This is a genomic window from Limnohabitans sp. (assembly GCF_046052825.1).
Lineage (GTDB): Bacteria > Pseudomonadota > Gammaproteobacteria > Burkholderiales > Burkholderiaceae_C > Limnohabitans.
This window is the reverse complement of record NZ_JAVLFP010000052.1, coordinates 19909-32902: the sequence shown is the minus strand read 5'-3', so window position 1 is coordinate 32902 and position 12994 is coordinate 19909. Positions and strand designations below refer to the sequence as shown.

Genomic DNA, 12994 nt, shown 5'->3' with positions numbered 1-12994 from the left:
GCGCTGGGTTACTTCAGTCGTAAACCCGATTCGGCAAAGGCCACGCGTGTGGCCTCGCGCTCGGCGTCGGTCAATTGCAACAAGGGCCGGCGCACCAAGCCGCCGTGTTGGCCCAGCAGGTCTTGCCAGTATTTGCTGTGCGCCTGGGGCTTGCCTTTGGGTTTGGAGCGGCGAATGGCTTGACGCACGGGCTCGAGGCTGTCGCGCACTTGGCGGGCCTCGTCAAACTTCCCGGCAAACGCCAAGCGGGTGTATTCGTTCATGCGCTGGTCCACCTGGGTCTGTAATAAAAACGGTGGGGTGGAGCACAGGTAGAGCTTCCAGCCCAATTCGATGATGTTCTCGAGCCAGTCTTCTTCGTCGGGGTTGCTGACGTGAATTTTGTGGCCTGCCAACTCGGTGAGTCGGATGTAGGCTGCGCGGTCGGTGCTGTACTTGATGGCCACCACACTGGGCAAGTCGGCAATCCGGTTGCACAACTCTGGGCTCATCACATAGCCGCAGTCGGGGTGGTTCCACATGGCCAAGCCAATGTCGAGTTGCTCGGTCAGGTGGCGGTAGTACTCGTAAATGGTCTCATCGGTGTGCGCGCCAAAGTGCAACACCGGGCTGTGCACGATCACGTAGTCGGCACCCACCTCTTGCGAATAGCGGCCCAGTTCCAACACCACATCCAGGTTGGTGTCCGAGCATGAGGTGACGATGCCGCAATGGCCTATACCGCCCCGGTCACCGGCCTTGGCGGCTTCTTCCACCGAGATGCGAATCAGGGCTTTGCGTTCGTCCAGGCTCATCGAGAAAAACTCGCCCTGCTTGCCCGCAATGAACAGACCGCCTAGTTGCAAGTCATTGATCCAGTGGCGCAGGTTCTCACGGTAGGCTTGCTCGTCGAGTTGTCCATTGGCATCAAACGGCGTCAGGTTGGCCGCCCATACGCCCACCATGTGTTGGCGGGCATAAGTTTTGGCTTCAGATTTGGTGTACTTCATCACAGGTCCTTGTCGAAACGTGGTTGCATGACACGCCAGAGTTGTTCTGACGTGAGGGGGAAATTCAAGTCGCACTCGCCCAAGGGCGAGAGGGCGTCGCGTGCGGCATTCATCAAGGCGGCAGGCACGCCGATGCAGCCGGCTTCACCCACCCCCTTGGCGCCCAACAGGTTGTTGGGGCTGGGTGTGTGCAAAGAGGTGATCTCGATCGCGGGCATGTCGTCGGCACGGGGGACGGCGTAGTCCATCAGCGAGCCCGTGATGAGCTGGCCTTGGCGGTCGTAGACCAAACGTTCCATCATGGCTTGGCCCAAGCCTTGTGCGGCGCCACCGATGAGTTGGCCGTGCGCCAAGGTGGGGTTGACGATGTGCCCCGCGTCATCGGCCCACACCAAGCGCTCGATCGTGGGGTGGCCGGTGTCGGGGTCGATGGCCATGCGGGCGATCACGCAGCCGCTGCTCCACGCTTCGTCGCTGGTGAAGGTGTCGTCCACCACGATGGGGTAAGGCGCGCCACCTTCGCGCAAGGCCAAGGCTGTGCGGCACGCTTGCAGAATGGCGCTGCCGCCAATGGCGGTGCTGCGGCTGGCCAAGGCGCCCGTGCCGTTGGGGCAGTGGTCGGTGTCGCCCATCCAAACCGTCACAAGCGACGCGTCGCAGCCCAGGGCCTCTGCGGCAATGTGTGCAAAGGTGGTGGCATGTCCTTGGCCTTGTGCCGGTGCGCCACTGGCCACGGTGACGCGACCATCGGCCTGCAAGGTCACACGGGCCGACTCAAAGCCTTGGCCACACGGCTCCACATACAAGGCCAGGCCAATGCCCACCCACTCACCGCGTGCGCGGCGCTCGGCTTGTTGTTGGCGTTCGCGGTCGTAGCCAAACTTGTCGCAGGCTTGGCGCAGCAAGGCGGCAAAGTTCCCCGAGTCCAGCACCTCGCCGCTGGCGGTGGCGTAGGGCATTTGGTCGGCAGCAATCAGGTTCTTGAGGCGCAGCGCCACCGGGTCCATGCCGGCCAAACGCGCGGCTTGCTCCACCAAGGTTTCCATCAGCAAGGCCGCCTCAGGCCGACCTGCGCCCCGGTAAATGTTGACTGGCGCCGCATGCGCTTGGGTGGCATGGCCTGTCACCTCGAGCGCCATCGTCCGGTAGGGACCCGGCAAGATGCGGGCGGCATTGCGCAGAGGCACCACCGCCGAGAACGGCAGCCAAGCCCCCAAGGCAAACTGCAGATCAGCGGTCAAGCCTGTGAAGTGGCCTTGGTCATCCAGCTGCAAACGCCCTTGCATGGTCGAGCCCCGACCTTGCATGCCCGCGGCAAACTCTTCAGAGCGGGTGGCCGTCCAACTGACGGTGGCTCGCAGACATTGGGCTGTCAAAGCGACCAGCAAATCTTCGGGACTCACCGAGGCCTTGGCGCCAAAGGCACCGCCCACATCGGGACTGATCAAGCGCACCTGGCTGTGTGGCAAACCCAGCACCTGGGCCATGTCGGCGCGGGCACGGGAGGGGGTTTGGCTGCCCAGCCAAATGGTGATGCTGGATTTTTCCTCTTCATCGTGCTCATGCCACTGCGCGCTGCACGCGCGAGGCTCCATGGCCATCGCCGTCACGCGGGGAGACACCAAGTGCACCTGTGCCACGTGCGCGCTGTGCTGGGGCAGCACGCCATGGCGGTGGACGGTGCGCGTGGTGGGGGGCGGGGCGCTGTCGGGTTGGATGTGGTGGTCCGTGCGTGCAGGCAAAGCTTGGCAGTGCAGCACCACCTGCGCTGCTGCGGCTTGCGCCAACGCGCGGGTGAGCGCCACCACCACCGCGACCGGTTGGCCCACATAGGTCAGGGTATGGGTGGCCAGCAGTGAAAAATTTTCTTGGTGCAGCAGCGGCAACAAGGGGTTGATTGGGGGCATGGCGTGCTCCGCCAAATCTTCTGCGGTCAACACAGCCACCAAGCCTTGGAGAGGAACAGCTTCGCTGTCGATGCGTCGCAATTTGGCATGCGCGTGCGGACTGCGCACGAAGGCGATGTGCCACCCCCCCGGCAGCGCCACGTCTTGCCCAAAGCAGCCTTTGCCGCGCAGCAAGGCATCGTCTTCACGCCGTGTGAAACTGTGTTCAGGGGATGAATGGCTGGGCTGTGTCACCCAGCTATTTAACCAAAGCCTGGATCACAACCGTAGCAACATAAATTGAACAATCGTGCAGGGAAGTTGTGCAATGACGTTTCCCGAACAAGCGCGGGATAGTGGGTGGAGGCACGCTTGTGCCTTCAAAATCTGTCATTGCCTTATCATCCATGACCCAGATTCGTCATGAGGGAGTTGAACATGACTGTTGTCGCTCAAGAAGTATTTTCATCTCAGGCCGCGCCTGATGTATTGCTGGCTTTGCGTCAAATTGCAGATGCCCAAGGTCGCCAATTTCAAGTGGTCTTGGACGAGGCTTTGCGTGATTACATTGAGCGTCAACAAGGTGCAGTTTCAAGCAAGCATGTGACGACAGCGTTTGCTTCAAGTTTGGAAGAGTTCGATACCCTCTACCGTGATTTGGCCAAGTGAATCGCCGTGACTACCTGACTGTTGAGGATGTACTCAAACTTCACACGGTCTTGATACAACGCTACGGCGGCGCTTCAGGTGTTCGAGACAAAGGCGCGTTGGAGTCAGCTTTGTTTCGAGTTCATACCGGCTATTACCAAGACATCGTGTCTGAAGCCGCAGCTTTGATGGAAAGTTTGGCCATCAACCATCCATTCATCGATGGCAATAAGCGCATTGCTTTTGCTGTCGTCGATGTATTTCTGCGAATCAATGGGTGGCGCTTGAAACGCGCTTCGAGCAGGATCTATCAAGAGATGATGCAGATGTTTGATTCGGGCACTTTTGACATCGCACATCTTGAGCCATGGTTGAGAAGCTTTGCCAGTTCTGTGGATCGATGACGAAGTTTCGGCTCCGGCTATTCCAACCCACTGGCCCGACGCACCTCGATGCGGATCTCTTCGGTCAAGCGCGCTTTGAGCTCGCTGAAAGCGACGGTGGTCTTGACCGAGTAGTGCCGGGGGTAGGGCAGCTCGACCGGCAAGTCGCACTTGATGCGACCGGGGCGCGCGCTCATCACCACCACACGGTTGCCCATGAAGATGGCTTCGTCGATGTCGTGGGTGACAAACAACACGGTCTTGCGTTGCGACTGCCAAATGTCTTGCAGCAGCTCTTGCATCAGCTCGCGGGTTTGGTGGTCGAGGGCGCCAAACGGCTCGTCCATCAGCAAGATGCGTGGGTTGTTGGCCAGGGCGCGTGCCAGCGCGGTGCGCTGTTGCATGCCACCCGAGAGCTGTTTGGGAAAGTGCTGGGCAAAGTCTTGCAAGCCCACTTGCTGCAAAAACTGCCGGGCGATGGCCTCTTGCTCAGCCACAGGCAGGCCTTTTTCACGCAGGCCAAAGCAAACGTTTTGCAGCACCGTGAGCCATGGAAACAAGGTGTAGCTTTGAAACACCATGCCACGGTCGGCACCGGGCTCGGTGACAGTGTGGCCGTCAAGCTCAATGTGGCCCGTGGTCGGCACATCCAAGCCCGCCACCATGCGCAGCAAGGTGGACTTGCCGCAGCCTGAGGGCCCCAGGATGGTGATGAAGTCGTTTTCCGCCACGCTCAAGCTGGTGGCCAGCAGCGCCTGGGTGTCTTGGCCTTGGCTGCGAAAGGTCTTGCTGACCTCGTGGATGTGAAGAATGGACATGCAATCAGCTCAAACGAGCCCAAGGAAACAACCAGCGGTTGAAAGATTTGAAGGCGTAGTCGGTGACCAAGCCAATGGCACCAATGACGATGATGCCGAAAATGATCTGGTCGGTCGCCATCAAGGCCTGGCTGTCGGTGATCATGTGGCCAATGCCGCTAGAAGCCCCAATCAACTCGGCCACGATCACATAGGTCCAGGCCCAGCCCAGCACCATGCGCAAGGTTTCTGCCACTTCGGGTGCCGCGCTGGGCAGCAACACGCGCGTGACCACGCCACGGTCTTTGGCGCCCAAGGTGTACGCAGCTTCTACCAAATCGCGCCGGGTGTTGCCCACCGAGACGGCAATCATGAGCACCAGCTGAAAAAACGAGCCAATGAAGATGACCGCCAGTTTTTGGCTCTCGCCAATGCCGGCCCACAAAATGAGCAACGGGATGAACGCCGAGGCGGGCAAGTAACGGGCAAAGCTGACGAAGGGTTCAAAAAACGCTTCGATGGGTTTGTAGGCACCCATCAACACGCCCAGCGGAATGGCCAGCACAGCAGCAATCACAAAGCCGCCCAGCACGCGCCACACGGTCATGCCAATGTCGTAGAGAAAACCTTGGTGGAGCAGCAAATCAGCGCCCGACTTGAACATGGTCAGCGGGTCAGCCAAAAATGTTTTGGGCACATAGCCGCTCAAGGTGGCGGCGGCCCAGACCGCAAAAAACACCACGAAGAACGAAATACCCAGCGCGACTTTCGCGCCGGGTGACACAGCTTGCAGCGGGCGCATGCTTACTTCAGAAAGCGTGTGTCGGCCAGCTTGCTCATGTCAGGCAGCTGCTTGATGATGCCGACTTCCAGCAGCAACTCGGCGGCTTCTTTGCTGAACTGCGCGTGCTCGCCACTGAAGAACTTTTGGTTGGCGGCACGGTCTTGCCAGCGCAGGTATTTTTGGCTGGCTTCAAACTGTTCGGCGCTTTGCTTGACGTCGGCGCCCATGATCTCAAAGCTCTTCTTGGGTTCTTTGGCAATCATCTCTACCGCTTCAAAGTAGCTGTCGGCAATGGCTTTGGCCGCTTTGGGGTTGTCGGCCAAGAACTTCGGTGTGCAACCAAAGGTGTCCATGATCATGGGGTAGTCGAGCGTGGTGGCAATGATCTTGCCGGCTTCTGGCTTGCTGCGCACCGCGCCCAAATAAGGCTCGTAGGTCATGGCCGCATCCAGGCCTGCGTTGCCTGCAATCATGGCGTTGGCGGCAGCTTGGGGCTCTAGGTTGACCACTTTCACGTCTTTGGGCGTCAAGCCGTTTTTCCTGAGCATCCACGCCAGGGTGAAGTAAGGCGCGGTGCCGGGGGCGCTGGCGGCCACGGTCTTGCCTTTGAGGTCGCTGATCTTGCCGATGTCAGACTTCACCACCATGCCGTCGGCACCGTAACTCTTGTCGAGTTGGAAGATTTGGGTGGTGGCCACGCCGTTGGCGTTCCACACAATCCAGGTCTCCACCGTGGTGGCCGCGCATTGCACATCACCCGAAGCGATGACCAAGTGGCGGTCTTTTTGCGGCACTTTTTTCAAGCTCACATCCAGGCCATTCTTTTTGAAAATGCCCGCTTCTTTGGCCAGGGTGAGCGGCGCAAAGCCGGTCCAGCCCGACAGCGCAATGCTGACCGAGGTGTCTTGGGCGGAGGCGGCGCAACTCAGGGCGGCGGCCAGGGCGAGGGTGGCGATTTTTTTCATGCGAACTCCTTGTGAAAGTAAGGGAAGGGGGGAACAAAAAAGCAGCGGGCGTTAACCCAGCATCGGAAGATTCAGCCCGTTCTCACGGGCGCAGGCTTGGGCCGATTCATAGCCCGCATCGGCATGACGCATCACACCAGTGGCGGGGTCGTTGAACAAGACGCGGGCCAATTTGTCGCCAGCCGCTGGTGTGCCATCGGCCACGATGACCACGCCCGCATGTTGCGAATAACCCATGCCCACGCCACCGCCATGGTGCAAGCTGACCCAGGTGGCACCACTGGCGGTGTTGAGCAAGGCGTTGAGCAAAGGCCAGTCGCTGACCGCGTCGCTGCCGTCCCTCATGGCTTCGGTCTCGCGGTTGGGTGAAGCGACCGAGCCGCTGTCGAGGTGGTCACGGCCAATCACGATCGGGCCTTTGAGCTCGCCGTTGCGCACCATCTCGTTGAAGGCCAAGCCCGCCAAGTGGCGCTCGCCCAAACCGATCCAGCAGATGCGTGCGGGCAGGCCTTGGAAGCTGATGCGTTCTTCGGCCATGTCCAGCCAGCGGTGCAGGGGCTGGTTGTGGGGGAAGAGTTCTTTGAGTTTGGCGTCGGTTTTCAAAATGTCTTCGGGGTCGCCGCTCAAAGCCACCCAACGGAAGGGGCCCACGCCGCGGCAAAACAACGGGCGGATGTAGGCGGGCACAAAGCCTGGGTAATCGAACGCGTTGGCCACGCCAAAATCTTTGGCCACTTGGCGCAGGTTGTTGCCGTAGTCCACCGTGGGAATGCCCATGTCATGAAACGCCAACAAGGCTCTGACGTGGGTGGCGCAGGAGGCCCCCGCTGCTTGGGTGAGGGCGGCGTGTTGGGCCGGGTCGCGTTGCGCCGCATGCCATTGATCCAGCGTCCAACCGCTGGGCAAGTAGCCGTTGATGATGTCGTGGGCCGAGGTTTGGTCGGTCACGATGTCGGGGCGAATGCCACCTTGTTTCACGCGCTCCACCAGTTGGGGCAACAGATCGGCGGCGTTGCCGCACACGGCGATGGACACCGCTTCTTTGCGCTGCGTGTGGTGCGCAATCATGGCCAAGGCTTCGTCCAAGTTGGCGGCTTGTTTGTCGACGTAGCGGGTCTTCAAGCGAAAGTCGATGCGCGATTGCTGGCACTCGATGTTGAGTGAGCAGGCACCTGCAAAGGTGGCCGCCAAAGGCTGCGCGCCGCCCATGCCACCCAAGCCTGCGGTCAAGACCCAGCGGCCTGAGAGATCTCCGTTGAAGTGTTGTCGGCCTGCCTCTACAAAAGTTTCGTAGGTGCCTTGCACAATGCCTTGGCTGCCAATGTAGATCCAGCTGCCAGCGGTCATTTGCCCATACATCATCAGGCCCGCACGGTCGAGTTCGTTGAAGTGCTCCCAGGTGGCCCACTTGGGCACCAGGTTGGAGTTGGCAATCAGCACCCGCGGCGCGCCTGTGTGGGTGCGAAACACGCCCACCGGTTTGCCCGACTGCACCAGCAGTGTTTCGTCGGGTTGGAGCTTGCGCAGCGCATCCAAAATCATGTCAAAGCATTCCCAATTGCGCGCGGCTTTGCCGATGCCGCCGTACACCACCAGGGCGTCGGGGTTTTCAGCCACCTCGGGGTCGAGGTTGTTTTGGATCATGCGGTAGGCGGCCTCAATCTCCCAATTCGCGCAATGCAAGGTGCTGCCATGCGGTGCTTTGACGGGACGCGCTTTGGACGTCAGGTGCTTGGAAATAGAGTGGTCGGTCATGGTGAAAATTGTTGTCAAATGTGCAATTGGAATTTACTGTAGTTGTCTATACAACTTCTGTCAATCGTAGTATTCTCCCTAGTCATGAGCTCTGCATCAGCACCGGTTTACGAACAAGTCAAGACCTTTGTGCGCACCCAAATTGGTTTGGGTGTCTGGGTATCGGGCGACCCGGTGCCCAGCGAAAGTGCGTTGATGCACCAGTTTGGCGTGAGTCGCATGACGATCAACCGTGCGCTGCGCGAACTCATGGCCGAAGGCCTGGTGCGGCGTGTGCAAGGCTCGGGCACTTTCGTGGCTGAGTTGCACCAGGTGTCGTCACAACTCACCATCCGTGACGTGCAAGAAGAAGTCACCGAGCGCGGACACCTTCACGCCACACGCATCGTCACGGTGGAAACCTTGCGTGCGCCGCAAGCTCTGGCGCAACGCATGGTTTTGCGCACTGGGCAGTCGGTGTTTCACACGGTGTTGATTCATTTGGAAAACGGCGTGCCCATTCAATACGAAGACCGCTATGTCAACCCACTGGCCGCCCCTGATTATTTGAAAACCGACTTCAGCCAAACCACGCCCACGCGCCACTTGCTCGACCACGCGCCCTTGACCCAAGCCAGCTATTCCATCGAAGCCAGCTTGCCCAGCGCCGAAGAGGCCAAGCTGCTGGGCATTCGCAAGCACGAGGCCTGCTTGGTGATGGTGCGCCGCACGGTCAGTGCCAGCCATGTGGCGAGTTTGGCGCGCTTGGTGTATCCGGGCACGCGCTACAGCTTCAACGGAGAGTTTCAAGCATGACGACGCACCACACAGATTGGCAAGTGCTGGCACTGGCCGATGTGGCGGCCACACCCTGGCGCAATGGTGGCGGTGTCACGCGCGAGTTGTTGTCTGGCCCGTCAAGCACCGGCACCGATTGGCGCTGGCGTCTGTCCGTGGCCGATGTGGCGGCCCATGGTCCGTTCTCGCGCTTTGAGCAAACCCAGCGTTGGTTTGCCGTGCTCGACGGCGCAGGCGTGGTGTTGCGTTTTCCGCAGGCTACCCACCGCTTGGATGCGCACAGCGAGGTGTTGGCCTTTGATGGCGAATGGCGCTGCGACTGTGACTTGATCGACGGCCCCACGCTCGACTTCAACCTGATGACCCGAGGCTTGCCCGCGCACATGCAACGCTTGCGCGCGCAGACGCATGCGTTCACACCCGCTGTCGCGGGCTTGGCCGCCGTGTTTGCCCTGCACGACGACACCCGCATCACGCAGGGCACGCATTCGATGTCGGTGCCACGCCACAGCTTGGCTTGGCGCGTGCTGGCCCCACACGAGGCGGTGCAAGTGCACAGCCCGCATGCCCTGTGGCTGTTCATCGAAGGTGCTGCATGAAACCTCAGCTGTGGACCCATGCCCGATTGGTGACCTGCGCCACGGGTGCCGCCGATGGGTATGGCTTGATCGACGACGGTGCCTTGGTGTGTGACGGCGAACAGATCGTGTGGGCAGGGCCTGTGCGCGAACTGCCACCGCAGTGGTCGACGGTGGCCGAGGTGCACGACGCACAGGGCGCGCTCATCACGCCGGGTTGGGTCGATTGCCACACCCACTTGGTGTACGGCGGTCAACGTGCGCATGAATTTGAGCTGCGGCTCAACGGCGCGAGCTACGAAGAAGTGGCGCGCGCGGGTGGTGGCATTGTGTCGACCGTGAACGCCACCCGAGAGGCGTCGCCTGAGGCCCTGTACCAACAGGCCCAACGCCGCCTGAAAGCGCTGATGGCCGAGGGCGTGACCACGGTGGAAATCAAATCTGGCTACGGCTTGTCGCTTGAGCATGAGCGCAAGTGCTTGCTGGTGGCCAGGCGTTTGGGCCAGCAGCATGCGGTGCACGTGCGCACCACCTTCTTGGGGGCCCATGCGCTGCCGCCTGAATACGCAGGCTGCCCTGACGACTACATCCAAGCTGTGATCGACATGATGGGCCCGCTCAAAGACGGTGGCTGGGTCGATGCGGTGGACGTGTTTTGCGAGCGCATTGGTTTCAGCCTGGCGCAAACCGAGCGGGTGTTCCAAGCCGCGCAGCGTTTGGGCTTGCCCGTCAAGCTGCATGCCGAACAGCTCAGCGACAGCCACGGGGCGGCTTTGGCCGCCCAGTATGGCGCCTTGAGCTGCGACCACTTGGAGTGGTTGAGCGAAGACGGCGTGCGCGCCATGGCGGGGGCGGGCACGGTGGCCGTGCTGCTGCCGGGTGCGTTTTACTTTTTGCGCGAAACCCGCTTGCCCCCCATCGCTTGGTTGCGAGAACACCGCGTGCCCATGGCGGTGTCGACCGACTGCAACCCGGGCAGCTCACCGTGCACCTCGATGTTGCTGATGCTCAACATGGCCTGCACGTTGATGCGCTTGACGCCTCAAGAGGCCATTTTGGGTGCCACCCGCCATGCGGCGCAGGCTTTGGGTTTGCACGACCGAGGCCAGCTGGTGGCCGGGCAGCGCGCTGACTTTGTGCTGTGGGATGTGGCGCACCCGGCGGAGCTTTGTTATGCCATCGGGGCCAACCCCCGACAACACACCATTTGGGGTGGTCAGCCCCAGAAAGAGATCACCCCATGAACGTGTTTGACTTGAAGCAGGGCAGCGCGCCCTTGCTGGTGTGCATGCCACACATTGGCACCGACATTCCGCACGAGCTGCGTGCCTTGTATGTGCCGCGTGCGCTGGACGTGGAAGACACCGATTGGCACTTGGCCACGCTCTACAACTTTCTGGACGGCTTGGGGGCGAGCGTGCTGCGCGCCACCACCTCGCGTTATGTGATTGACCTCAACCGCCCCCCCGACGACGCGCCCATGTACCCCGGCGCGTCCAACACCGAGCTGTGCCCCACACGCTTTTTCACAGGCGACGCCTTGTACCTGCCGGGCGCTGAGCCTTCGTTGGCGCATCGACTTGAGCGCCGCAGCCAGTATTGGGCGCCCTACCACCAGGCCTTGGCGCAAGAGCTGCAACGACTCCAAGCGTTACACGGACAGGTGTTGCTGTGGGACGCGCACAGCATTCGCAGCGCCATTCCGTGGTTGTTTGAGGGGCGCTTGCCCGACCTCAACATTGGCACCGCCGACGGCAAAGCCGCCGATGCGCGGGTCACCCAAGCGGTGGCGCTGGCTTGCCAAGATGCGCCAGCCATCAGCAGCGTGGTGAATGGTCGCTTCAAAGGCGGCTACACCACGCGCCACTACGGCAACCCAGCGGGTGGCATCCATGCCGTGCAACTGGAGAAATGCCAAAGCTTGTACATGCAAGAAGTGGCACCCTATGCCTACGACCCGGTCTTGGCTGCCAAGTGCCAGCCCGTGCTCCAAGCCATGCTGCGTGCAGGCCTGGATGCTGTGAAGGCCTTGCCGCGATGAAGTGGCTGGCCCAACAGGCCTGGTTGCCCGGCGAGACACACTGCGCTTGGGTGGCCCATGTGCTGCTTGAGGCCGATGCGAGTGGCTGCTGGTCGGCCATCATCCCTTCGCCCACGCCTGAGCAGGCCCAAGGCGCCAGCGCCGTGGGTTGGGTGATTCCTGGCATGGTCAATGCTCACAGCCACGCGTTTCAACGCGCCATGGCGGGCTTGGCCGAAAACAGCCAACGCGCGGGAGATGATTTTTGGAGTTGGCGCGAGCGCATGTACCGCATTGCTTTGTCGGTTGGGCCTGAACAACTGGAGGCCATTGCCACTTGGCTGTACGCCGAGTTGCTGGACGCAGGCTACACCCAGGTGTGCGAATTCCATTACCTGCACCGCGCACCCGATGGCCGCACCTATGCCGACCCGGGCGAGATGACCTGGGCTTTGGTGCGTGCGGCGCAAACCGTGGGCATTGGCCTGACCGTGTTGCCCACGCTGTACATGAACCAAGGCTTTGGCCAGCCGGGGCTCACTGAAATGCAGCGTCGCTTTGCCTCCACCCCTGAGTCGGTGCTGGCTTTGCGCGATGCCGTCAACGCTGTGGCGCGTCGCGCAGCACTGGGCGCATCGCCCCAGTCAGCGCCGCTGTTGAACGCAGGCGTGGCTTTGCATTCCTTGCGTGCCGTGGATGCGGTGGCTTTGAACGAGGTGGCATCGGGGGTGACCGATGGGCCGATTCACATCCATGTGGCCGAGCAGATGAAAGAGGTCAACGATTGCTTGAACCACCATGGACAACGACCCATTGAATGGTTGCTGGACCACGCCCCAGTGGACGCACGTTGGAACTTGGTGCACGCCACCCATGCGACGGCTGAGGAAATCCAGGGCCTGGCGCAGCGCGACGCCAGTGTGGTGATTTGCCCCAGCACCGAAGCCAATTTGGGGGATGGTTTTTTTGAACTGCCGCAAGCCCTGGGGGAGGGGCTGCGCTGGTCAATTGGCACCGACAGCCACATCAACCGCAATTGGCTGGAAGAGTTGCGTTGGCTGGAATACGGTCAACGCCTGCGTGGGCAACGCCGCAATGTGGCGCTCGATGGCCAGCACGGTTTGGGTTCTTCGGCTGCCGTGTTGCTGGACAACGCCTGGCGCGGCGGCGTGGCGGCCACCGGCTTGCCGTTGGGCGGGCTGGCGCTGGGTCAGCGCGCCGATTGGCTGGAGCTGGACACCCACAGCGATGCGCTGGCAGGTATTCCTTTGCCCCAGGTGCTGGACGCCTTGGTTTTTTCCTCACCCTCTCCCAGTTGGCGTCGCCGTGTGGTGGCGGGGCAGGAGGTGGTCTCTGAAAAACAGAAGCACCGCGCCCCATTTTTGGCCGCCATGCAGGCTATTCTTTGAGTC

The 12994-nt window shown here is 61.1% G+C and carries 13 protein-coding genes; 7 read left to right on the top strand and 6 right to left on the bottom strand.

The features are described from left to right. Window positions 1–8: 8 nt before the first annotated feature. Both ACKWJN_RS08615 and ACKWJN_RS08610 read right to left on the bottom strand, forming a co-directional pair. The gene (locus ACKWJN_RS08615; RefSeq protein WP_408596020.1) at window positions 9–989 is read right to left on the bottom strand and encodes a dihydrodipicolinate synthase family protein; all 981 of its coding nucleotides are present in this window, start codon (window positions 987–989) and stop codon (window positions 9–11) included. Beyond that, complete coding sequence (locus ACKWJN_RS08610) at window positions 989–3130, bottom strand: xanthine dehydrogenase family protein molybdopterin-binding subunit (protein WP_408596018.1); 2142 nt, start codon at window positions 3128–3130, stop codon at window positions 989–991. Before ACKWJN_RS08610 ends, ACKWJN_RS08615 begins: the two co-directional genes overlap by 1 nt. A 183-nt stretch (window positions 3131–3313) precedes the next feature. On the opposite strand from ACKWJN_RS08610, the gene ACKWJN_RS08605 reads away from it, so the two are divergent. Together ACKWJN_RS08605 and ACKWJN_RS08600 are read left to right on the top strand one after the other, a co-directional pair. Next, entirely contained in the window at window positions 3314–3544 is a 231-nt protein-coding gene (locus ACKWJN_RS08605) for a hypothetical protein (RefSeq protein WP_408596016.1), read from the top strand. Further along, window positions 3541–3927, top strand: coding sequence for a type II toxin-antitoxin system death-on-curing family toxin (locus ACKWJN_RS08600; protein ID WP_408596015.1), 387 nt, complete (start codon window positions 3541–3543; stop codon window positions 3925–3927). The genes ACKWJN_RS08605 and ACKWJN_RS08600 overlap by 4 nt, the downstream gene beginning before the upstream one ends. 17 nt (window positions 3928–3944) lie before the next feature. On the opposite strand, the gene ACKWJN_RS08595 is transcribed toward ACKWJN_RS08600, so the two are convergent. The 4 genes from ACKWJN_RS08595 to hutU are packed head-to-tail and all read right to left on the bottom strand — an operon-like array spanning window position 3945 to window position 8207. Further along, window positions 3945–4724, bottom strand: a complete 780-nt coding sequence (locus tag ACKWJN_RS08595) for an ABC transporter ATP-binding protein (protein WP_408596013.1) — start codon at window positions 4722–4724, stop codon at window positions 3945–3947. A gap of 4 nt (window positions 4725–4728) precedes the next feature. Further along, window positions 4729–5505, bottom strand: a complete 777-nt coding sequence (locus ACKWJN_RS08590) for an ABC transporter permease (protein WP_408596011.1) — start codon at window positions 5503–5505, stop codon at window positions 4729–4731. 2 nt (window positions 5506–5507) lie between these two features. After that, window positions 5508–6452, bottom strand: coding sequence for an ABC transporter substrate-binding protein (locus ACKWJN_RS08585; RefSeq protein WP_408596009.1), 945 nt, complete (start codon window positions 6450–6452; stop codon window positions 5508–5510). Between the two features lie 51 nt (window positions 6453–6503). Beyond that, entirely contained in the window at window positions 6504–8207 is a 1704-nt protein-coding gene (gene hutU / locus ACKWJN_RS08580; RefSeq protein ID WP_408596007.1) for a urocanate hydratase, read from the bottom strand. 84 nt (window positions 8208–8291) lie between these two features. Between hutU and hutC the strand changes: the two genes are divergently transcribed. From hutC to ACKWJN_RS08555, 5 genes are read left to right on the top strand one after another with little or no spacing between them, the layout of a single operon-like run. Beyond that, complete coding sequence (hutC, locus tag ACKWJN_RS08575) at window positions 8292–9002, top strand: histidine utilization repressor (RefSeq protein WP_408596005.1); 711 nt, start codon at window positions 8292–8294, stop codon at window positions 9000–9002. Beyond that, complete coding sequence (locus tag ACKWJN_RS08570) at window positions 8999–9583, top strand: HutD family protein (RefSeq protein WP_408596003.1); 585 nt, start codon at window positions 8999–9001, stop codon at window positions 9581–9583. The genes hutC and ACKWJN_RS08570 overlap by 4 nt, the downstream gene beginning before the upstream one ends. Further along, a complete protein-coding gene (gene hutI / locus ACKWJN_RS08565; RefSeq protein WP_408596001.1) occupies window positions 9580–10806 on the top strand; it encodes an imidazolonepropionase in 1227 nt (408 codons plus the stop codon). Before ACKWJN_RS08570 ends, hutI begins: the two co-directional genes overlap by 4 nt. Then, window positions 10803–11603, top strand: a complete 801-nt coding sequence (hutG, locus tag ACKWJN_RS08560; protein ID WP_408595999.1) for an N-formylglutamate deformylase — start codon at window positions 10803–10805, stop codon at window positions 11601–11603. Before hutI ends, hutG begins: the two co-directional genes overlap by 4 nt. Beyond that, window positions 11600–12991: a formimidoylglutamate deiminase gene (locus ACKWJN_RS08555; protein WP_408595997.1), complete on the top strand. Its 1392-nt coding sequence runs from the start codon at window positions 11600–11602 to the stop codon at window positions 12989–12991. The genes hutG and ACKWJN_RS08555 overlap by 4 nt, the downstream gene beginning before the upstream one ends. Window positions 12992–12994: the final 3 nt, after the last annotated feature.

What these genes read in the sequence shown, in the direction of transcription:
- ACKWJN_RS08615 (WP_408596020.1), bottom strand. Translation starts at nt 989, where the DNA reads ATGAAGTACACCAAATCTGAAGCCAAAACTTATGCCCGCCAACACATG.
- ACKWJN_RS08605 (WP_408596016.1), top strand. Translation starts at nt 3,314, where the DNA reads ATGACTGTTGTCGCTCAAGAAGTATTTTCATCTCAGGCCGCGCCTGAT.
- ACKWJN_RS08595 (WP_408596013.1), bottom strand. Translation starts at nt 4,724, where the DNA reads ATGTCCATTCTTCACATCCACGAGGTCAGCAAGACCTTTCGCAGCCAA.
- ACKWJN_RS08590 (WP_408596011.1), bottom strand. Translation starts at nt 5,505, where the DNA reads ATGCGCCCGCTGCAAGCTGTGTCACCCGGCGCGAAAGTCGCGCTGGGT.
- ACKWJN_RS08585 (WP_408596009.1), bottom strand. Translation starts at nt 6,452, where the DNA reads ATGAAAAAAATCGCCACCCTCGCCCTGGCCGCCGCCCTGAGTTGCGCC.
- hutU (WP_408596007.1), bottom strand. Translation starts at nt 8,207, where the DNA reads ATGACCGACCACTCTATTTCCAAGCACCTGACGTCCAAAGCGCGTCCC.
- hutC (WP_408596005.1), top strand. Translation starts at nt 8,292, where the DNA reads ATGAGCTCTGCATCAGCACCGGTTTACGAACAAGTCAAGACCTTTGTG.
- ACKWJN_RS08570 (WP_408596003.1), top strand. Translation starts at nt 8,999, where the DNA reads ATGACGACGCACCACACAGATTGGCAAGTGCTGGCACTGGCCGATGTG.
- hutI (WP_408596001.1), top strand. Translation starts at nt 9,580, where the DNA reads ATGAAACCTCAGCTGTGGACCCATGCCCGATTGGTGACCTGCGCCACG.
- hutG (WP_408595999.1), top strand. Translation starts at nt 10,803, where the DNA reads ATGAACGTGTTTGACTTGAAGCAGGGCAGCGCGCCCTTGCTGGTGTGC.
- ACKWJN_RS08555 (WP_408595997.1), top strand. Translation starts at nt 11,600, where the DNA reads ATGAAGTGGCTGGCCCAACAGGCCTGGTTGCCCGGCGAGACACACTGC.